Source organism: Algoriphagus yeomjeoni, assembly GCF_049821175.1.
Taxonomy (GTDB): domain Bacteria; phylum Bacteroidota; class Bacteroidia; order Cytophagales; family Cyclobacteriaceae; genus Algoriphagus; species Algoriphagus yeomjeoni_A.
The window spans coordinates 2,732,884-2,753,327 of the sequence record NZ_CP187512.1 but is presented as its reverse complement, the minus strand read 5'-3'; the positions used below and the strand labels follow the sequence as shown (position 1 = coordinate 2,753,327).

General features: G+C 40.2%; 19 protein-coding genes. 8 read left to right on the top strand and 11 right to left on the bottom strand.

The genetic code is table 11. From position 1 onward, the window contains the following. Nucleotides 1-36: 36 nt before the first annotated feature. The 6 genes from typA to ACPUEN_RS10855 all read right to left on the bottom strand — a co-directional run bounded on the left by typA (nt 37) and on the right by ACPUEN_RS10855 (nt 5,071). The gene (gene typA, locus ACPUEN_RS10880) at nt 37-1,842 is read right to left on the bottom strand and encodes a translational GTPase TypA (RefSeq protein ID WP_425635909.1); all 1,806 of its coding nucleotides are present in this window, start codon (nt 1,840-1,842) and stop codon (nt 37-39) included. Nucleotides 1,843-1,993: 151 nt separating this feature from the next. Beyond that, a complete protein-coding gene (locus ACPUEN_RS10875; RefSeq protein ID WP_425635908.1) occupies nt 1,994-2,692 on the bottom strand; it encodes a hypothetical protein in 699 nt (232 codons plus the stop codon). Further along, on the bottom strand, nt 2,689-3,306 hold the full coding sequence (locus tag ACPUEN_RS10870; RefSeq protein ID WP_425635907.1) for a hypothetical protein: 618 nt from the start codon (nt 3,304-3,306) through the stop codon (nt 2,689-2,691). Before ACPUEN_RS10870 ends, ACPUEN_RS10875 begins: the two co-directional genes overlap by 4 nt. A 61-nt stretch (nt 3,307-3,367) precedes the next feature. Further along, the gene (locus ACPUEN_RS10865; RefSeq protein ID WP_425635906.1) at nt 3,368-4,027 is read right to left on the bottom strand and encodes a hypothetical protein; all 660 of its coding nucleotides are present in this window, start codon (nt 4,025-4,027) and stop codon (nt 3,368-3,370) included. After that, nucleotides 4,024-4,704, bottom strand: coding sequence for a hypothetical protein (locus ACPUEN_RS10860; RefSeq protein ID WP_425635905.1), 681 nt, complete (start codon nt 4,702-4,704; stop codon nt 4,024-4,026). The genes ACPUEN_RS10865 and ACPUEN_RS10860 overlap by 4 nt, the downstream gene beginning before the upstream one ends. Before the next feature lie 19 nt (nt 4,705-4,723). Beyond that, entirely contained in the window at nt 4,724-5,071 is a 348-nt protein-coding gene (locus ACPUEN_RS10855) for a PadR family transcriptional regulator (protein ID WP_425635904.1), read from the bottom strand. A 314-nt stretch (nt 5,072-5,385) separates the two neighbouring features. Here ACPUEN_RS10855 and ACPUEN_RS10850 point away from each other — a divergent pair, with 314 nt between their 5' ends. Next, nucleotides 5,386-6,300, top strand: a complete 915-nt coding sequence (locus tag ACPUEN_RS10850) for a glutaminase (RefSeq protein ID WP_425635903.1) — start codon at nt 5,386-5,388, stop codon at nt 6,298-6,300. On the opposite strand, the gene ACPUEN_RS10845 is transcribed toward ACPUEN_RS10850, so the two are convergent. Then, nucleotides 6,297-6,752, bottom strand: a complete 456-nt coding sequence (locus ACPUEN_RS10845) for a YciI family protein (protein ID WP_425635902.1) — start codon at nt 6,750-6,752, stop codon at nt 6,297-6,299. The two genes, ACPUEN_RS10850 and ACPUEN_RS10845, sit on opposite strands and share 4 nt — an antisense overlap. Before the next feature lie 883 nt (nt 6,753-7,635). Between ACPUEN_RS10845 and ACPUEN_RS10840 the strand changes: the two genes are divergently transcribed. Genes ACPUEN_RS10840 through ACPUEN_RS10825 form a run of 4 tightly spaced genes read left to right on the top strand, consistent with a single transcriptional unit; the run spans nt 7,636 to nt 10,595 of the window. Next, nucleotides 7,636-8,007 (top strand): response regulator, encoded by a 372-nt coding sequence (locus tag ACPUEN_RS10840; RefSeq protein WP_111610787.1) that lies wholly within the window; start codon nt 7,636-7,638, stop codon nt 8,005-8,007. A 60-nt stretch (nt 8,008-8,067) separates the two neighbouring features. Then, nucleotides 8,068-8,865 carry an MlaE family ABC transporter permease gene (locus ACPUEN_RS10835; protein WP_111610788.1) on the top strand — a complete coding sequence of 266 codons (798 nt, stop codon included), beginning with the start codon at nt 8,068-8,070 and terminating at the stop codon, nt 8,863-8,865. Between the two features lie 3 nt (nt 8,866-8,868). Further along, nucleotides 8,869-9,621, top strand: a complete 753-nt coding sequence (locus ACPUEN_RS10830; RefSeq protein ID WP_425635901.1) for an ABC transporter ATP-binding protein — start codon at nt 8,869-8,871, stop codon at nt 9,619-9,621. Next, nucleotides 9,618-10,595 (top strand): MlaD family protein, encoded by a 978-nt coding sequence (locus tag ACPUEN_RS10825; protein WP_425635900.1) that lies wholly within the window; start codon nt 9,618-9,620, stop codon nt 10,593-10,595. The genes ACPUEN_RS10830 and ACPUEN_RS10825 overlap by 4 nt, the downstream gene beginning before the upstream one ends. 20 nt (nt 10,596-10,615) lie before the next feature. Here ACPUEN_RS10825 and ACPUEN_RS10820 read toward each other — a convergent pair whose 3' ends face one another. Then, nucleotides 10,616-11,671, bottom strand: a complete 1,056-nt coding sequence (locus tag ACPUEN_RS10820; protein WP_425635899.1) for an endonuclease/exonuclease/phosphatase family protein — start codon at nt 11,669-11,671, stop codon at nt 10,616-10,618. A 154-nt stretch (nt 11,672-11,825) separates the two neighbouring features. Between ACPUEN_RS10820 and acnA the strand changes: the two genes are divergently transcribed. After that, nucleotides 11,826-14,603: an aconitate hydratase AcnA gene (acnA, locus tag ACPUEN_RS10815; RefSeq protein WP_425635898.1), complete on the top strand. Its 2,778-nt coding sequence runs from the start codon at nt 11,826-11,828 to the stop codon at nt 14,601-14,603. Nucleotides 14,604-14,721: 118 nt separating this feature from the next. Here acnA and ACPUEN_RS10810 read toward each other — a convergent pair whose 3' ends face one another. Beyond that, nucleotides 14,722-15,492, bottom strand: coding sequence for an energy transducer TonB (locus ACPUEN_RS10810; protein WP_425635897.1), 771 nt, complete (start codon nt 15,490-15,492; stop codon nt 14,722-14,724). A 156-nt stretch (nt 15,493-15,648) separates the two neighbouring features. On the opposite strand from ACPUEN_RS10810, the gene pgi reads away from it, so the two are divergent. After that, the gene (gene pgi, locus ACPUEN_RS10805; RefSeq protein WP_425635896.1) at nt 15,649-17,295 is read left to right on the top strand and encodes a glucose-6-phosphate isomerase; all 1,647 of its coding nucleotides are present in this window, start codon (nt 15,649-15,651) and stop codon (nt 17,293-17,295) included. A 100-nt stretch (nt 17,296-17,395) separates the two neighbouring features. Here pgi and ACPUEN_RS10800 read toward each other — a convergent pair whose 3' ends face one another. Both ACPUEN_RS10800 and ACPUEN_RS10795 read right to left on the bottom strand, forming a co-directional pair. After that, nucleotides 17,396-18,328: a carbon-nitrogen hydrolase family protein gene (locus ACPUEN_RS10800; protein WP_425635895.1), complete on the bottom strand. Its 933-nt coding sequence runs from the start codon at nt 18,326-18,328 to the stop codon at nt 17,396-17,398. A gap of 327 nt (nt 18,329-18,655) precedes the next feature. Beyond that, complete coding sequence (locus tag ACPUEN_RS10795) at nt 18,656-19,336, bottom strand: Tat (twin-arginine translocation) pathway signal sequence containing protein (protein ID WP_425635894.1); 681 nt, start codon at nt 19,334-19,336, stop codon at nt 18,656-18,658. Nucleotides 19,337-19,676: 340 nt separating this feature from the next. Here ACPUEN_RS10795 and ACPUEN_RS10790 point away from each other — a divergent pair, with 340 nt between their 5' ends. Then, on the top strand, nt 19,677-20,396 hold the full coding sequence (locus tag ACPUEN_RS10790; protein ID WP_425635893.1) for a class I SAM-dependent methyltransferase: 720 nt from the start codon (nt 19,677-19,679) through the stop codon (nt 20,394-20,396). Nucleotides 20,397-20,444 lie beyond the last annotated feature (48 nt).

The following is a 20,444-nucleotide window of genomic DNA, read 5'->3' as shown; positions in this document are numbered from 1 at the left end:
TATATCCTGACTCTAGAATTTTGGTTCTAAAATCTATTAAGCGTCTTTTTTCGCCATTCTGGTTCTTTCGCCTTCGTCCAAATAGATTTTTCTCATTCGGATAGACTTAGGAGTGATTTCTAGGTACTCATCTTTTTGGATGTATTCCATAGACTCTTCCAAAGAGAACTTCTTAGCCGGTACGATTCTCACGTTGTCGTCAGAACCTGAAGCACGCATGTTGGTCAATTTCTTGCCTTTCTGCACATTTACCACAATGTCATTGTCACGGGAGTTTTCACCAATAACCTGACCTGTGTAAAGCTCGTCTCCTGGATCTACGAAGAATGTACCTCTATCCTGAAGTTTGTCAATTGCGTAAGCAGTACACTGACCGCCTTCCATAGAGATCAAGGAACCGTTGGTACGGCCTGGCATATTTCCTTTGAAAGGCTCGTAGGATGTGAACCTGTGGTTCATGATTGCTTCACCCTGAGTAGCGGTAAGCATATTGTTTCTCAAACCGATCAAACCTCTGGAAGGAATGTTGAATTCCAAGTGCTGAAGATCGCCCTTTGGCTCCATGATCAGCAATTCACCTTTACGCTGAGTTGCTAATTCAATCACTTTACCCGCAGTTTCCTGAGGTACATCTACTACCAAGGTCTCGATAGGCTCGCATTTTACACCGTCGATTTCTTTGAAAATTACCTGAGGCTGACCTACCTGAAGTTCGTACCCTTCTCTTCTCATCGTTTCAATCAAAACTGACAAGTGAAGAATACCACGCCCGTAAACCAAGAATTTATCTTCAGAATCAGTTGACTCTACACGTAGTGCCAAGTTTTTCTCAGTCTCTTTCATCAAACGATCTCTCAAGTGACGGGAAGTCACGAATTTTCCTTCTTTACCGAAGAAAGGAGAGTTGTTGATGGTGAAAAGCATATTCATGGTAGGCTCATCGATAGAGATTCTAGCAAGAGCTTCTGGATTTTCCACATCAGCGATAGTATCGCCGATCTCGAAATCTTCGATGCCTGTTACGGCACAGATATCACCAGCACCTACTTCTTCTACTCTTAGCTTACCTAGACCTTCAAATGTATGAAGTTCTTTTACTTTCATTTTTTTGATAGAACCATCAGCTTTCATCAAAGCGATTTGCTGACCTTCTTTGATCGAGCCTCTTTTCACACGACCGATAGCAATTCTACCTACGAAGCTGGAGTAATCCAGAGAGGTGATTTGCATCTGAAGCGTTCCTTCGTCGATTTTTGGAGCAGGAATATGTTCCAAGATTGCATCCAAAAGAGGGAAAATAGTATCTGTAGGGTTTTTCCAATCAGGACCCATCCAGTTTTGCTTAGCTGAACCGTAAAGCGTCTGGAATTCCAACTGCTCTTCGGTAGCGTCCAAATTGAACATCAATTCAAAAACTGACTCATGAACTTCGTCAGGACGACAGTTCTCTTTATCTACTTTATTTACTACGACGATTGGAGTCAGTCCAAGATCAAGTGCCTTACCCAATACAAATCGGGTCTGAGGCATAGGGCCTTCGAATGCATCCACCAAAAGGATCACACCATCAGCCATTTTCAATACTCGCTCTACTTCACCACCGAAATCGGCGTGACCAGGGGTGTCGATAATGTTGATTTTTGCGTCTTTGTAGCGAACGGAAACGTTCTTTGAAAGAATGGTAATTCCTCTTTCACGTTCCAGGTCATTGTTGTCCAGGATTAGATCCTGAAACTGCTGGTTCTCTCTGAAAATCTGAGAAGCGTGAATGATTTTGTCCACGAGTGTAGTCTTGCCGTGGTCAACGTGTGCGATAATCGCGATATTCCGAATATTCTGCATGGTTTGCCTGATTGAAGGCGCAAAAGTACAAATAATATTTTGGAGTAAGGTTACGGAATTATAAAATCTAAGGTTAAAAGTCTGAAATACCGTGAATTGAATAGTGTTCTTGATGTGGCCAGGCTTTTGGCAGCAAGGGTCTACCAATCAATTATGATTCATAAATCGCCTGAAGCTTTTTGGTTTCGGCTATGGATCTGTCCAGAACTCTTGGAAGGAGAAAAACTGATAAGAAAGATAATACAATCATAGCCAGTCCTATTGATGTTCCAATTCCTATCCAAGTAAATTCAATGGGGATGATTGGACTTTCTATATAACGTAATGCATGAATGTTGACTTGCATGGATACATTTAGAATCACGAGCCAATTCGTAGAGTTTTTGAAAACCAGGTAATTTTGCAGGCCTTTGTCGATTTTAAATAAGCGAATGAAAATATAGATTGCACCTATAAAAAAGACCATGACTCCCCAAAATAGAATACTAAATTCATAACCAAATGGTCTGGTGTTCAAACTCAACCAATACAAGATAAAACCGATTCCTGCTGGGTAAATGATTCTATAGCTTGTGAAAAAGGCTCTCAATTCCTCCCAGAAGAATCTTCGATAGCGTTTTTCTATGCTTTTGGTATAAGACTCTGCCAAATCAGAAAACCCAAAGATCCCAAATTCGCTGTGGACTTTTCGAAAGGCATCATCAAGGGCCATTTCGGGCTTTTCCTCCAAAAGCACTTCTACCTTACACGCCACATGATCTAAGATCTCATATTGCAGGTCTATCTCTGGATAACCTTTGGAAGAAATCAGTTTTTTAAGGGTGTCGATTTGGGAAGGGGAGAGTTTCAAGTTGTCCTAACTTTTTTGGTTTGCAACACTACCTCAGAAAGTCCAGCTATATACAGAAGTGAAAGTAAAAAAGTGATCATGTAAATACCGATTTGAGGGGATAGGCCAAGCCAAACTATTAGATCAAGGTTGAGCGCAAATTGAGAAATACAGATCATAAGCCATAGTGTGTTTCCTACAGATAGCGTCTGGGAGTTTTTTAATAGTCCTGCCCAAAACCACATCAATACCAATCCTAGTGTAGTGCTAATGGATATAGTTTTTACGTGCTTTTCTGCAACTTCAGGACTGTATTCAAAGAAATTAATGATGAGTACCCAAACTGCAAACAGTAAAATACCTTTCAATACAACTGATCCTTTCAGCATATTTGAAGCTATGGTTTTAACAAAACCTAAGTGAGAAGCTACCAAAAGCTTCATTTGAAAAGTAGCTGGGTTAATCTCTTTTCTAACTTCTATTAAAGCCCTTTCATAAGGGATTCCTGCTTCCATAGCGTCTTCTACTCTTGACGCAATATGATCCACTAATTCTGCCCTTATATCATCATAATAAATGTTCCCATCAGATAGTGATGATTCGATTTTGGCGATTTGGTCGGCAGTTAGTTTCAATTTGAATGAAGTTTGGATGTATTGTTCATTTCTAATGCTGTGATAAAGGAAGTCAACTTTCTCATATCAGTTTTGATTTAGGTGAGTTAAATGCGACTGCTACCAAGCTGGCGGCATATAGAATTCCGAATAAAGTAAGTATCAGGACTGCATTTGAAAATAGTGGACTTGCTAAAGTCTTATCCTCCAAAAAAATCTTGGGCATAATATATATCCATACATAGACGTTTCCAAAAAGACTAATTCTTTTCGCTACCGATGCAGGCCAACTGCCTATAGGTTTGTGCTTTAGCGTGAAAGGAAGATTTTTTTGAAGAATATATTTTGCGATTATCAACCCAACAGAAACGATGATTAGTAAACTGATTAAGAGCTCAGTTTCTGGGACGACTGCAAAAAACAAAACTACTCCAATCACTACACCTAAAACAACAAGAAATCCTTTCGATCCAAAGTTCCAGAATTTGAGATATGCAATTTGAACAAGATTCATCTGCTTGGATACATTTTTCTCCAACTCCTTATCCATATTCTTTACTACCGACCAAGCAAAGGATTGGTTGAGCTTAGCAATAGCTCGCGGAGATTCCAATTCAGGCGTATTCTCCAATGTTGTGCAGTAGTGATCAAATATTTCCTCATATACTTCTGTATAGCGGATATGAAGACTTTTCAATCGTGTGTGAATCCATTTGAGTTCCTCTTCTGATAGTTTTCTCATATCAATGCGGTTTTAGATTTGATCTTCCAGGCTTCAAAAAGCGTTAGGCTATAACTCGTGTAGATTATAAATAAGCTGAAACTCACCAGAAGAAAGAAAATGCTCTCCATGAAGTTGGGTATGTCAAGGATTTTTGGAACCAAGATCAGCAAGTTGAAAGATGAGGTAAACAAAGAGAGTTGTATCATGATCGTACTTAAATAAGACGATTCGATTCTTTTGTTACTAAGTATTGTTTTCTTGATTTTAGTGACCTTAGTGTATGATTTGTGGTAAATCCATCCAGTCAATAGAACTGTAAAGGCAAGTGGCAAAAGAAGTGATATTGCCTTTGATCTATTATCAATAGTGTCCCAAAAACTGAGTAAGAATACAAGAAAAGCTATAGTTGCAGCAAATCTAGGCCAGGTGAAATAGGTCTTGAAAATTGACCACTGAAGATTGAAGATCTCTTTTTTTGTTGCCTTGATGAATTTCGCTTGAAGCGCGTGGCAATAGGCGTAATTGAATTTTTCTTCCAACTCAAACAGTTCCTCTTCGAATTCCTCTTCCTCAAAATGCTCCAAATGACTCACGTAGTGATCATAGATCTCCAATAGGATTTCTGCCGAAGTCAATTCCTTCGCCGAAATGGCCTTTTTTACTTGTTCAAGTTCCTGTTCGGATAGCTTTCTCATTTCCATTCTAGTTAAAAAATCAGATGTTGAAACCTGGTTTAAGGTCTGGAGTTAGGATTCGTTGGAGATTTTCTACGAAGCCTTGTAGTTCAGACATTTTGCTGGTGACTTCTTTTTGGCCGTTTTGGGTGAGGCTGTAGTATTTCCTTATTCTGTTATCCACCTGCTGGATCTCGGTGCTAAGCAATCCTTCGGCTTCTAACTTATGCAAAGCAGGATAGAGTGCTCCTTCGGTGATTTTGATTTCACCTGCTGTCAGTTCCTTCACCCGCTGGGTGATTTCATAGCCATACATTTTTTCATTCTCCTCCAGAAGTTTGAGGATGATGGTTTGAAGAGAGCCCTTGATCAGATTGTTGTTCGACATGAGATTGCTGTATTACCTAGCTTCTTCAAATATATAAAAATATTATATACATAAGAATCTGAGGTATTATTTTTTATTATCAATCGAACGGCTAGTAGTTATCAGGATTCATGTCAGTCCGAGCGGAGTCGAGGACAAAGTTTTACTAAAGTTGAAAGGCCTTCGACTTCGCTCAGGCTGACATCGCCATCTTTGTTTTATTGTCTTCTCAAACATGAAATAACTGTCAGCCATTTTCTGGATGTTAAATTATCCCATAGTTGATATCTCAAAAAAAACTTTCTTTCTCTACCAATTTTCCACACTTTTCCAAAATGGACTACCAGCAGCTTATAGAAGAAGTGTACCAAGAGGTGCAAGCAGAGAATCTGAAAGGCAAAGTCGCCGACTACATACCTGAAATCGCCAATGTAGATCCAAATCAGTTTGGGATAGCGTTGGTGGACCTCAAAGGCAATGTGTATGGCGTGGGGGATCATCAGAAGCCATTTTCTATACAAAGTATCAGCAAGGTGCATACGCTTACTATGGTTTTTCATCGATTTAATTCCAAACTATGGACGCGGGTGAATGTTGAGCCAAGCGGCGATCCGTTTAATTCTATTGCACAGCTGGAATATGAGAAGGGAATCCCGAGAAACCCATTTATCAACGCGGGAGCTTTGGTGATTACTGATGCGCTGTGCAGCAAGTTCGAAAATCCAATAGATCAAATCACCGACTTCATCAATGAGCTGACAGGGGAGAGCTGCGTGAAAATCAATGCGGATGTCAAGAATTCAGAGATGGCGCACGGGGAGCGTAACACAGCTTTGGCTTATTTTCTGAAATCATTCAAGAACTTTGACAATCCAATCGATGAAGTGTTGGAAGTCTATTTTTCCCACTGCGCTATGGAAATGAGTTGCGTAGATCTCGCAAAATCCTTTTCCTTTCTTGCAAATGATGGGTACTCCATTTTTGCCAACCGTCAGATTCTATCAGAGAGCCATGCAAGACGCGTCAATGCAGTGATGCTAACCTGTGGGTTTTACGATGAAGCAGGAGAATTTGCTTTTAGAGTAGGGATGCCGGGTAAAAGTGGGGTGGGAGGTGGCGTAGCGGCCGTTATGCCGCATAAGTTTAGCATCGCCGTGTGGAGTCCGGAGTTAAATGAAAAGGGGAATTCTGTCAAATCGATTCGGGCTTTAGAGCTTTTGACGGATAAATTGGCCTTCTCCTTATTTTAGATTTCTACCTTCGCAACCTTGCTGTGTAGGTCACCCATCATCATCAAAGCAGCAGAACCATACCATTCTTTCAGATCCATTTTCAGCACGCCAGCTTTAATGGCAGGGTCAGATGCGGTAAGTTCTTGCGCTTCTTCTAAACTCTCGACAGCAAAAAAGAATAGACCTCGCAGTTCCTCATTTCCAAAGAAAGGACCAGCCATCACCATTTTCTCTTCCTTTGCCAAGCGGTTGATATTGGCCATGTGTCCAGCTTGAATCTCTGTTCTTTGCTCTTCGGTATAATCCTGAACTCTATCTCCTCGGTAAAGAAAAGCGATGACATATTTCTTCATTCCATATTCATCGGCACCAACTTCGGTAGCAAGAGCTTCGTCATATTTGGCGGTTTGAGCAAGTGAATAGGAGGTTCCGTAAAGTGAAATAATTAATATAAATAGAAGCTTTTTCATAGGGAATTAAGTTTTTAAATACGTTGCTTTTGTGGAGGAAAGTGAAGCCAAGAATTTGATCGAATGTAGTAATTTATTCCTAATTGAATATGATTTGGTAGACTGGTTGGGCAAGTCAAAAATGTAAATATTTCTCGCTCCACTTTGCCCAAATTGGGATTAGATAGGGGCGGATTGAGTATGGTTCTTACTGTTGATTCAGCTTAATTTTTTCTAGAATCAAAAGGGGAAAATAAATCTTTAACAAGCAAAAGTTAATGGTTTGATGCAGAGTTCTTCACTCATTTTCAGGTTTTCAATGAGGTCTAAAGCTTTTCTTTTTGACTTTTGAATATTTGAAAATAGAAGCAATTTGACAGATAACTTGAAGGGGAAGATCAGGGTATTTCGTCTTTTTATTATCACAGATTTCACAATAACTGTGTCTCAAATCTTAACCAACTAGCTAGGATTTAAGCCTGCTTTGAAGTAGAAAAGCGCTGTCCCAAATACAGAATATTATACTGTAAGGCAAAAGCTCTTTTTCTTACAGCAACTTTCTAGTTCCAAAAAAACATCTACTTGCTTAGTAATCTTTACTTAGTGTTAAATGGTTTAAGTAATTGATTGTATGTGGATTAAAGGTGGTTTAGGGCTAACGTAATTTGCTTGGGCTAAAAAGATTAGATTAGGCTAAAAATCCCGCATCAATGGTTTGCAGAGCTAAGAAGTGTTGGAGAAATTAAAAACTACCTAATTTTAATAAATACCATTAGTAATGTTGTTGTGAGCATTAGTCCGAACTGTATTTGTTTTATTCGTGTTGAGACAACTAATGAGTTTTAATTCAGATTTTTTTAATTTTCGCTTTATTAATCCATCTCCCTAACCATTTCAATTTTGTATGCAATCAACAGCGATCTATAAAATACTTTTGCTTGATGACGATAGGATTCAGAAAATTTTACTTGAGAAAAGACTGATCAAAATTAATCCAGGAATTGAAATTGTTTATTTTGATATGCCTGATAAAGCCTTAGAATATCTGAAGTCTGAATCTGTGGATTTAATTTTGTCGGATTTGAATTTACCTGAAATGAGTGGATGGGAATTCGTGGAAGAGGCTTCTAAATTTAGTCCTGATTCGCGTGTGATTTTACAATCAGGCTCAGTGGACTCGGAGCAATATCAGCGGGCGACTTCGGATATACGAATTAGCGAAATTTTCGAAAAGCCCTTAAGCGAATCTGACTTGAGAGCAATCCTTGGACTTTGAACTATTTTAGAACTATCCTTATCAATAATTTAATTAATTTCGAGCCATCAGAAAGAATGTATGACTGAAAAAGCAGAAGATAGAAAGCCCCTGCTTTCAAAGAAAATAGATAAGTTTTTTACCGGACTGGCGGACGCTTGGAACTTTGTGCGTAGGTTTTTCAAGGAAGTTTTTATACCTCCTTATGAATTTAAAGAGGTGGTGCACCAGTGCTATCGTATTGGTGTAGAATCATTGCCTTTGATTGCGTTGACTGGATTCATCGTAGGTATTGTGTTTACAAATCAATCCCGACCTTCCTTGTCAGAATTTGGTGCAACCTCTTGGCTGCCTTCTTTGATTTCAATTGCAGTAGTTCGCGCGATGGGTCCATTGGTGACGGCATTAATCGCTGCGGGTAAAGTCGGTTCCAGCATCGGAGCAGAGATCGGTTCTATGAAGGTAACCGAGCAGATTGACGCGATGGAAGTTTCGGCTACCAACCCTTTCAAGTTTTTGGTGGTAACTCGCGTATTAGCTACCACCTTTATGATCCCTGTGCTGGTAATGTTTACAGATTTTGTAGCCCTGATGGGGTCTTTTCTAAGTGTGAATGCCAACGAAAATGTGAGTATGCTCACCTTTTTCATTCAGGTTTTTGATGCAATCAGTTTTCTGGATATCATTTCATCCGTATTGAAGGCATTGCTCTTTGGCTTCACTATAGGAATAGTAGGATGTTATAAAGGATATAATTCTTCCAAAGGAACAGAGGGCGTTGGCCGTGCAGCAAATGCTGCGGTGGTCATGGCGATGTTCCTGATATTTATTGAAGAGCTACTGGTTCTTCAGATTGTGAATGCAATTCGAATGATGTAAGCCATGGAAGAGAAAGTAATAGAAGCGCGCAATTTGATGAAGTCATTCGGTGACCTGGATGTACTGAAGGGAGTAGATTTGGATCTGTTAAAAGGGGAAAACCTTGTAGTTTTGGGAAAATCAGGTTCAGGAAAATCTGTCTTGATTAAAATTATGGTAGGTCTTTTGAAGCAGGATTCAGGAGCTATGAAAGTTCTGGGAAAGGATGTGGCAAACCTAGGAGTGAAAGAATTGAACAAGTTAAGATTGAAAATCGGCTTTTCTTTTCAGAATTCAGCACTCTACGACAGTATGACGGTGAAGGAAAACTTGGAGTTTCCTTTAGTCAGAAATATCAAAAACCTGTCAAGAAAGGAAAAAGATAAGAAAATCGAAGGGCTTCTCGATAGTGTGGGCTTACCGCAATCAATCAATCAAATGCCATCCGAACTTTCCGGCGGTCAGAAGAAAAGAATCGGTGTAGCTCGGACGTTAATTCTGGAACCGGAAATAATGCTTTACGATGAGCCTACTGCAGGTCTTGATCCCATCACTTGCATGGATATCAATAATCTGATAGTGCAGGTACGTGAAGAGTACAACACGTCGTCAATTGTGATTACGCACGATTTGACCTGTGCCAAAGTGACTGGGGATCGTCAGGCAGTTTTGTTGGATGGACAGTTTGATGCTGTTGGGACATTTGAAGAAGTATTTCCTCACGCCGAGGACAAACGCATAAAATCATTTTACGATTATAATTTCATCAACTCATGAGAGGGGAAAATAAGAGGTCAGTTATAGTAGGGATATTTGTCTTTTTAGGCATAGCAATCCTGGTAGCAGGTATTCTCACGTTGGGAGGCCAGCAGAAAAAATTTGTAAAAGCAATTCAGCTTAAAGCGGTATTCGATGATATCGGAGGTTTGCAAGCCGGTAATAATATTTGGTTTTCTGGTGTTAAAATCGGTACTGTCCGAAAAATTAATTTCTATGGAGATTCCCAAGTGGAAATAGAGATGAACGTGGAGGAAGAAGTAGTCGAATTCATCAGGAAAGACTCTAAGGCTACAATCAGTTCTGATGGTCTGATCGGTAACAAAATCATTGTGATCTACGGGGGAACCACTTTGGCGCCGCCAGTAGAAGACGGAGACAGACTGGAGTCAGTAATGCCACTGGATACCGATCAGATGATGGAAACACTTCAGGTGAACAATGAGAATTTGGTAGAAATTACAGGGAATCTCAAGAATCTTACAAGTAAACTGGCTGAAGGAGAAGGAATGGTTGGCGCCGCGTTGACAGATTCTCTATTGGCTGAAAGCTTTAGAGCAATAGTCAAAAACCTTGACCAAGCTTCAATCAACAGTAATCGCATGATTGCTGAGCTACAGAGCTTCACTAAAAAGTTGAATCAAGAAGGCAATCTTTTCAACGATCTAGTTACGGATACGACCATGGCTAATGAGCTGAAGCAAACTATGGAAAGTTTCAAACAAACTGCTGCTAATTCAGAGGAAATGACTCAGAAACTGAGTGCAATAACTGATAAGTTTAATGATCCTAATAATTCTTTTGGAATGTTGTTGAACGATCCTGAATTTGCCGAAACCTTGAAAAGCACGCTGGAGAATACAGATTCAGCCACTTACAATCTGAATCGTGGAATGGAAGCACTGGAATATACTTGGCCATTCAATAAAGGCTTTAAGCGTAAGCAAAAAGCTGAAGAAAAAGAGAACAACTAAGAGAAAAAGAAAAGTTGTAGTTAATCGTCCTCAAGCCCGCGGGAAATTTTTTCGCGGGCTTCTTCTTTTTCGGTACCATTTGCTTTCATCGTTTCTGTATCATTTGACAGAGTTAAAACAGCTTTTAAGCTTATTGGGAAATGGTCTGAGCCGATTCCTTTTTGAACTTTCAAGCTAGCCAAACCGAAGTGTTTGCTTAAAAAGATATGGTCCAAAGGCCAACGGAACAAAGGCACTTTTGCATGAAAGGTATTGAATAAGCCTCTTCCTCGGCGAGGATCAGCCATCTCTGAGTTCTTCAAAAATAGCTCCGTAGTATAGCTCCACGCCACATCATTCAAATCTCCGATGACTAAAGAAGGCTTCGGGTTTTCTTTGGATTTTTTTCCTACCATCAATATTTCAGCATCTCGCTCGGTACTTTTTTCATTTTCGCCTGGTACGGGAGGTGTGGGATGAATCGCATATATGGTAATTATTTCCCCATTTCGGAGCTTGATATCCAATTCCAACGAAGGGATTTCTTCATCAATCAGGTAATTTATTACCTGCCGTACGATTTCCATTCGGGTATAGAGTAGTAACCCATAAGTATTGTCTAAGGGGATTTTGACTTGAGCGGGATAGTTTTTTTCTATTTCTGAAAGACCATTTTCCCAGGCTTTATCTGTTTCTACAAAGAATATCAAATCCGGATTTACCTCACGAACCAAGCTTACAGCTTTGCTATATTCCTTATTGTATTGATAGACATTACCTACTAGTATATTTATTCCTGCCTCTTCTGAATAAGGGACGGTTTCTATCATTTTCTTGCCCAATGGAGTGAATGGCCATACTTTGCTAAGAAGATATGCTGAAGTAACCGTTAGTGCGAAAATCCAATAGAAGGGCTCTGGAGTTGATTCTACGGTCAAAGTGAAGGTCCAACAAATAATTAAAATCAAGGTGAAAACAAATTTTTGAAGTCTGGGGTAATCAAATACCCTTATCCACCAAAAGTCTAATTTGACCAAAGGAAAAAATGTAGCTAGAATAAAAAATGCGGTGAATAATCGAAGTATGAATAGCCCCATGAACAGTTTAATTATCTTAAGTTAAATTTAATATGGTAAAATTAAGTGTTGTTTTGGCAGGAATTTGGGACTTAAAGTTAGTCTCAATGGAATCCAAACATGCTAATTTGAGTTATTACATTGGATCCTTTTTTCACTTAAATCCTTTTTTATCATGAGCCAAGACCCGTACCAAATTAAAACCACGCTAAAAACTTCAACTGGTGACCATACTTATTGGAGTTTGGAGAAACTTGAAGCAAGTGGTCACCCAGTAAAGCATTTACCTTTTTCTATTCGAATACTCTTGGAAAATGCGTTACGGAATTTTGATGACTTCGCGATTACAAAGGAGCATCTGGATACGCTGATCAATTGGTCACCAAAACCCTCGGATAAGGATATTCCCTACAAACCAGCCAGAGTGCTGATGCAGGATTTTACAGGAGTACCTGCTGTAGTAGATATCGCTTCATTGAGATCTGAGGCGCAGCGAAAAGGCAAAGACGCAAGCACAATTAATCCTTTGATTCCAGTGGATCTGGTGATTGATCACTCTGTGCAGGTGGATTACTTTGGTACAAATTATAGTTATCAGAAAAATGTAGAAAAGGAGTACGAGCGAAATTCGGAGCGCTACAAATTCCTAAAATGGGCTCAGAAGACCTTTAATAATTTCTCAGTAGTTCCTCCGGGGATGGGGATTTGCCATCAGGTAAATCTTGAATATCTGGCTCAGGGAGTAATTGAGCGGGATGGGATGGTTTTTCCAGATACGCTAGTTGGTACAGATTCTCATACACCGATGGTGAATGGTATCGGCGTAGTCGGTTGGGGAGTAGGAGGAATAGAAGCGGAAGCAGCAATCCTCGGTCAGCCAATTTACTTCATTATGCCAGAAGTGGTAGGGTTGAAGCTCACAGGCAAATTACCAGCAGGTACAACCGCCACAGATATGGTGCTGACCATAACCGAATTGCTGAGAAAGCATGGGGTAGTTGGGAAATTTGTTGAGGTCTTTGGCCCCGGTTTGGATCACCTTTCAGTCCCTGATCGCGCTACGATCTCAAATATGTCCCCTGAGTTTGGCTGTACAGTTTCGTATTTCCCGATTGATGATCGCACACTAGATTATATGGGAAAAACCAACCGGTCAAAGGATCAGATCAAACTGGTTGAAGAGTATTGCAAGTCAAATTTACTTTGGAGAAAAGATGAGGATTTGATCCAATATAGTTCTGTGGTAGAGTTGGATTTGGGAACAGTGGAGTCTACAGTTTCTGGCCCAAAACGTCCTCAGGACAAGATTTTGGTAAGGGACTTTAAGCCAAAATTTGAAGAATTGCTACATTCCGTACACGGTCGAACCTACATCCCTATTGATAAAAGAGAAGAAGTTGCCCGTTTCGTAGAAGAAGGAGGAGGGCAGACAGAAGATCAGTCAGATGCAAAAGCACCGGCTGAAACAGAGATTAAAACGAAAATCAAGAACGGCTTGAAATCAGTTTCTGTCAAGCTTCACAATGACAAGTTCGAACTGTACGATGGCTCCATTGTTATCGCGGCTATTACTTCCTGTACCAATACCTCGAATCCTTCTGTGATGTTAGGAGCAGGTTTGGTTGCCAGAAAAGCTAGGGAATTGGGCGTGGACGTGAAGCCATGGGTGAAAACCTCCTTGGCTCCAGGTTCAAAAGTGGTGACAGATTACTTAGAAAAAGCTGAATTGCTGGAAGATTTGGAAGCATTGAAATTCCATACGGTGGGTTACGGCTGTACATCTTGTATTGGGAATTCAGGTCCACTTCCTAGACATATTGCGCAGGCAGTAGAAGATAATGACATGGTGGTAGCTTCTGTGCTTTCTGGGAATAGAAACTTTGAGGCGAGAGTACACCCGCAAGTGAAAATGAATTACCTCATGTCTCCTATGCTGGTGGTGGTCTATGCCATCGCTGGACGAGTGGACGTGGATTTATATAACGAACCAATTGGCTATGATCCAAATTTGGAACCAGTTTACATGAAGGATATCTGGCCTACAAATGAGGAAATAGCCGAGGTAGCTAGAAAAGTCCTTACTCCGGATGATTATGAAAAAAGCTACGGTGAGATCTTCGAGGGAAATGATATTTGGAAAGAGCTACAAGCAGGCGAGGGAGAAATCTATCCTTGGGATGATACCAGTACTTACATCAAAGAGGCTCCGTTCTTCAAAGGAATTTCAGTTGATGTGCCGGAAGCAAAAGATATAGTAAATGCACGTGTTTTATTGAAATTGGGTGATTCGATTACGACAGACCATATTTCTCCAGCAGGATCATTTAGACCAGACACCCCAGCAGGTAAATACCTGAATGGTCGCGGAGTGGAGCGACCTGATTTCAACTCTTACGGTTCGAGAAGAGGAAATGATGAGGTAATGGTTCGTGGTACTTTTGCCAATGTGCGGATCAAAAATCAATTGAGTACTCAAGAAGGTGGATTTACTACTTATGTTCCTTCCGGGGAAGAAATGAGTGTATTCGAAGCATCCGAAAAATATCAAGCAGCATCAATTCCCTTAGTTGTCTTGGCAGGAAAAGAATATGGTTCAGGATCTTCCCGTGACTGGGCAGCTAAGGGAACCACTTTGTTGGGGGTAAAAGCAGTGATCGCTGAAAGTTATGAGCGTATCCACCGGAGTAACTTGGTAGGAATGGGCGTATTACCACTTCAATTCTTGCCGGGAGAAAATGCCGAGAGCTTAGGCTTAACAGGCAAAGAGGAGTTCAGTATTCTTGGAATTGAATCAGGATTAACTCCAACTCAAAAGTTTCAAGTGATAGTCAAATCAGATTCGCAGGAGAAGAAAATCGAAGTGCTATCTAGATTAGATTCAGAAGTAGAGATTGCTTACTACAAGCATGGAGGGATCTTGAATTATGTGCTGAGAGACTTCTTGAAGGATTAAGAAGCTTGGTGTCAGATGTCCGTTGACCGATGCTGGCTGTAGCAAGAGTTGAACCTCCCTTATGTAATTTTATCTTTTTATGAAAGCATAACCCGCCTGAAATGGCGGGTTTTTGTATTTAGTTGATTTTAAATCGAACGGGCAATCTCACCGTGGAGGTAGTTTTGTTTCCATACATATCAACTGGGGCTATATAACTTGGGTTGTAAGCTTCGACAACACGGATGGCTTCTTTAATCAATGGTTTATAAAGATCATCTTCATTAAGACAGGAAATCTCCGCGACCTCTCCAGCTTCATTGATAACGAGCTGAAGTATTACCGTACCCATTTCTCTTCGATCTCTTGCTTGTTGCGGATATCTTAAGTTTTGAGCTAGAAACCTATGGTAATCACTCATTTCATAATTAGTCTGAATTTCCATGGGATTTTTTTCACTCTCCACAGTAGGTGTTTCTGACTCCCCGAGATAAAATTTGAAATCTTGGCCTGCAAAATATGCCAATCGGGATATTACTTTTTCATCCTCTAAAAATATTCTAACAAAACTTCCATTATCCATATTTTTAAGCTCACTGGAAATCAGATTTTGGAGTGTGTCATACATGGAAATGATAGCCTCATTGTAGCCTAATTCCTCATTGTATTTCTCTTTGGTTTGACTTATCAGTCGGTTTTTGAGGTCGTATATTTTGGAAATGGATGAACTGTCTTGGTCGGTCGTTATAATTTGATTGTATTTATGAGTACCAAAGCTGTCATTAGTAACTGGCTTCAAGCCGCCATCCAACTTGATGATTACTCTTCCTTGAGCTTTGGATTGATTAAGTGCAAGACCACAAAAAACAATCAGTACTAAAGACAATTTGAAGAGCAGTTTGTTTTTCATTCTGGTTGACTAATAGTGAAGTTTAATTATAGTCAAACAAATCTGAAATTGAAAAGCCTATTGATCAAAAGGCTATGATCCACTTTAATCCAAATCCCTTTTATCCCGGAAGATAAACCTTATTTTTGTGACTCATTCCTTTTAAACTAAGAACCGATGAACGCAATTAATCCTACCAAAACGCTTGCATGGGCAAGGCTGCAGCAGCTTGCCGAAGATCATAAAAACATGACTATTTTATCTCAGTTTGAGGAGCAGGGTCGCTTTGATAGCATGAGTTTAACTATGGGAGATATTTTGGTCGATTTTTCTAAAAATAGGCTGAATCAGGATATCATGAAGGCTCTGTTTGACCTAGCTGTTGAATGCAAACTGGACGTGGCAATCGAAGACATGTTCACAGGAAAGCCGATAAATGTCACTGAAGGCAGAGCTGTATTGCACACAGCATTAAGAAATCCAGCTGATGAGGCCGTAGTGCTGGATGGTCATAATATCATGGAAGATGTCTCAGCTGTCTTGAAAAAGATGAAGGCTTTTGCTGACAAGATCCAGAATAAGCAATGGCTAGGCTATACTGGCAAGCCGATCAAATCACTGGTGAATATCGGGATTGGAGGTTCTGACCTTGGGCCAGTGATGGTGACAGAGGCGTTGAAGCCGTTCAAAAACCCGGACATAGAATGTTACTTCGTTTCTAATGTGGATGGAACTCATATCGCGGAAACGCTGAAGAAAGTAGATCCGGAAACCACACTTTTCTTTATTGCATCCAAGACGTTCACCACACAGGAAACTATGACCAACGCGCATACTGCACGTAATTGGTTTTTGGAACATGCAAAGGATGAAGCTGCAGTGGCAAAGCATTTCGTAGCACTTTCCACCAATGCTAAGTCAGTGGAGGCATTTGGAATTGATACCGCCAATATGTTTGAGTTTTGGGATTGGGTAGGAGGAAGATATTCCCTTTGGTCTGCGATCGGTTTGCCGATTGCTTGCACCGTGGGTTTTGATAACTTTGAAAGGCTTTTGGAAGGTGCACATGCTATGGATAAGCATTTCCGCCAATCTCAGTTTGATCGAAATATCCCGGTTGTTCTCGCGGTGATAGGTATTTGGAATACCAATTTCCTAGGTGCAAGTTCTGAGGCGATCCTGCCATACGATCAGTATATGCACCGTTTTGCTGCATATTTCCAGCAGGGAAATATGGAAAGTAATGGCAAATACGTAAGCCGTTCCGGTGAAAAGGTGAATTATACCACAGGACCGATTATCTGGGGAGAGCCAGGCACGAACGGTCAGCATGCTTTTTATCAGTTGATTCATCAGGGTACGCATTTGATTCCTTGTGATTTTATCGCTCCGGCGATTTCTCATAATCCTATAGGAGATCATCATCAGAAGTTGCTTTCTAACTTCTTTGCGCAGACAGAAGCCCTAATGAACGGTAAGTCTCTGGAAGATGTGAAAGCAGAAATGAAAGCCGCTGGTAAATCAGCAGAGGAAATCGAAAAAATTGCTCCTCATAGGGTTTTTGAAGGAAATCGTCCTACCAACTCTATTTTGGTGAAGGAGATTACACCGTTTACACTAGGGGCTTTGATTGCCATGTACGAGCACAAAATTTTTGTGCAGGGTGTGATTTGGGATATTTTCAGCTTTGACCAGTGGGGAGTCGAGCTAGGCAAAGTGCTGGCATCTGGCATTCTTCCAGAGCTCAAAGGAGACGAGGAAGTTACCGCACACGATGACTCCACCAATGGCTTGATCAATGCTTACAAGAAAATGAGAAAGTAATAATTCTCCATGGCCTGTGTCTATCAGACCGAGGTTGAGGAATGAAAACAAAATCCCGACTCTATAAAAGAGTCGGGATTTACTTTTTGTAGTTGAGATACTATGTTTTTAGCATATCAGGCTGCTTATTGACCTCGAAGTTAAACACATCCTTTCTCGAATAATGTCCGACTACGTCAAAGTCTAATTTGCTTTTTGCCAAAACTGAAAAATCCAACTCGGCAATCAGCAGCCCTTCTTCATTCCAAAGTGGTCCAGCCAGGATCTCACCCATAGGTGAAATAATCACACTTCCACCTGAGCTCATGATTTCTGGTTCATCTTTTAAATCATCTTGATATTTCTTTGGATAATCTGACTTACGAACAAATTGGTTAGCTGCCAAAACAAAGCAGCGTCCTTCTAATGCGATGTGCTGCATGGAATTTTGCCAGGATTCCCGGGAATCTGCTGTGGGCGCCAGGTAAATTTCCACTCCTTGATTATACATGGCCATTCGAGCAAGGGGCATGTAGTTTTCCCAGCATATTAGCCCACCAATTTTCCCTAGTTGAGTATCAAAACTTACTAATGTACTTCCATCACTTTCCGCCCATATGTAGCGTTCCAGCCCTGTAGGCTTTAATTTCCTGTGCTTGCCCATCAGTTTGCCGAGGTTGTCAAAATACAGCAAAGAGCAAAAAAGTGATCCGCCAATGCTTTCTTTTTCTGTTATGCCTAAGCCGACAAAAAGATTAGCCTTGTGGATTGCTTCACTGATCTTTCTTATGCTTTCGGAAGAGACCTCTACGCTATTATTCCAATAATCTAACCATTGGTTTCTACTCTTGTCCGTGCGTCTTCCGATGATCGCATCAAAATCCAGTCCTCTGGGATAGCAGGGGATGAATGACTCTGGAAACAGCAGCAATTGGCAACCATCATTTGCACCTTTTTCAATCCAAGAAATAACCAAATCTACTGACTTCTCAAGGTCAAATAGGGCAGGAGTGGCTTGCACCACGCCAACTTTAACGATTTTATTATTAGTCATAGTTTTACTAAAATAGCAATTACGATTGCTAAAACCTCAAGCCTAGTTTATCTGTAGATTAATTGAAAACCACCTAGCCTTTTGTAAGTGTCCTCGTATTTCTAGTTTAGTGGATTGAGCTTTGGATTAGAATAAGCTTTCGTCTTGGTAGATAATTGTATAAATAAACCCTTTGAAAAAGTAAGCCTTGTCAATTATCCTAATTTATTTAGTTGTATCAAGTTCAGGTATTTAAGGCTGTAGACTAGGTCAGATATAAAAATCAAAATCACGATCCTTAGGAAAACCGTGATTTTGTATGATAGATAAAACCCTCTTGATATTCTCCTAACCACCTGCGAAAATATAGGCACATCCATGTTCCTGAGCTCTTCCTAAAGCCCAAACTCCTGAAGGTACTCGGTTGACTCCTGGCAGTACACCCTTGACCATATCGGCATAAACATCCTCTGTTTTCATATTCATTTTCGCAGCAATTCCTGCACTATTTACTTGCAAGGCTAGATCGCAAACACAGAACATAGCGCCTCTACCTATAAGATCTTTTATTCCTTGAATCTGTGGCATTGGAAAATCTCCCGGTTTTGGATCATAATATGGGTTTCTCAAGGAAGGATTACCCGTAGCTGGGTCTTTTACATCCAATGCTTCTCCAAGCTTGTATTTTGCCCAAACCCAATCTTCTAGAGCAAAACCAACTCCGCTATGTCGAAGAACGGTCATTGCAGTGATATCAGAATCCGGGCTATCAGTTTGATTGTTAGTAAGGTAAAATACCCAATTCCAAATAATCGCAAAGCCATCATGTGGAGTGGAGCCATCATACACTACTCGATGAGTGCCTTTGATGTTTTTGAACCATTCATCTGCTTCGTGCAGTGAAATTTCACTGTCTTTTGTTGTGTTTCCCACGGCGGGATTCGCTAATCCAGCAAGGCCTCCTATAGTTGAGCCAAGTGCAATTTTTCCGATAAAATTTCTTCGAGAATTACTATTTTGATCTTTCATATAAAAATAATTTAAGTTGGATAAGTGCTTAGTTGAACTATCGGTGATTAAAAAATTGGTTAATGAATATAACTCTTATAACTGGTTAATACAATTATATATCTGAATTATAGACAGTTAATGTCAAGTTAGTTTGTGCTAGGCCTAAAGTGGACTTTTCGATTAATTGAAAATCTATTTAGAATAATTACCTGTTTTATGATGAATTGTAAATTCTTATAATAATACTATTCTATTTTTAGCTTAAAGCCTTTCGTTTGTTCAATTAAAAGGAATAAGTGCATTTCAAATTGAAACAAGCGATTAGGTAATCAGTTAGGTAAGATATAATCAAGCACATATGAACAAATCAATTTTCCATTTTCTACTCATTACCATTTTTTGCACCAACGTTTCCTGTCAGGCTCAGACTACAAGCAATGCCACATACACTTTCAAAGATGCAAGCCGGGATGGTACTGGTAAAGTCTATTTAGGAAGAGAGATTTCCCAGGTGATGGGTTTTGCTGGGAAAGCCTGGCTGGAAAGAGCTGAGCGGGAACGGGAAGAAGGTATTTCCATGGCTTTGAAGAATCTTCCTATTGATGCGAATAGTGTCATTGCAGATATAGGAGCAGGTTCTGGCTATTATACCTTTCGAATGGCTCCCTTGGTGTCAGAAGGGAAGGTTTATGCCATAGATATTCAGGAGGATGCCGTCACTTATATCAAAACCCGAAGTAGAGAACTTGGTATGGCAAACGTAATTCCGGTGCTGGGAACGGAAAAGTCACCCAACTTGCCTGAAGGCGAGATCGATCTGGTAATCATGGTCGATGTATATCATGAGCTGGCTTATCCGCAGGAAATGCTAAGTGCTATTTACAAGGCTCTCAAACCAGACGGTAAGATTTTATTGCTTGAATATAAAGGCGAGGATCCTAGTATTGCAATTAAGCCACTTCATAAAATGACTGAAAAGCAGGCCAAAAAGGAGCTTAAAGCCAACGGATTCGAATTAGTGGAAAACGGTAATTTTTTACCAATTCAGCATTATTTGATCTTTGAAAAGGCTGATTAAGTACACCTGCCAATCTCTTGTAGAGAGAAAATTTGAGTCAAGGATTGA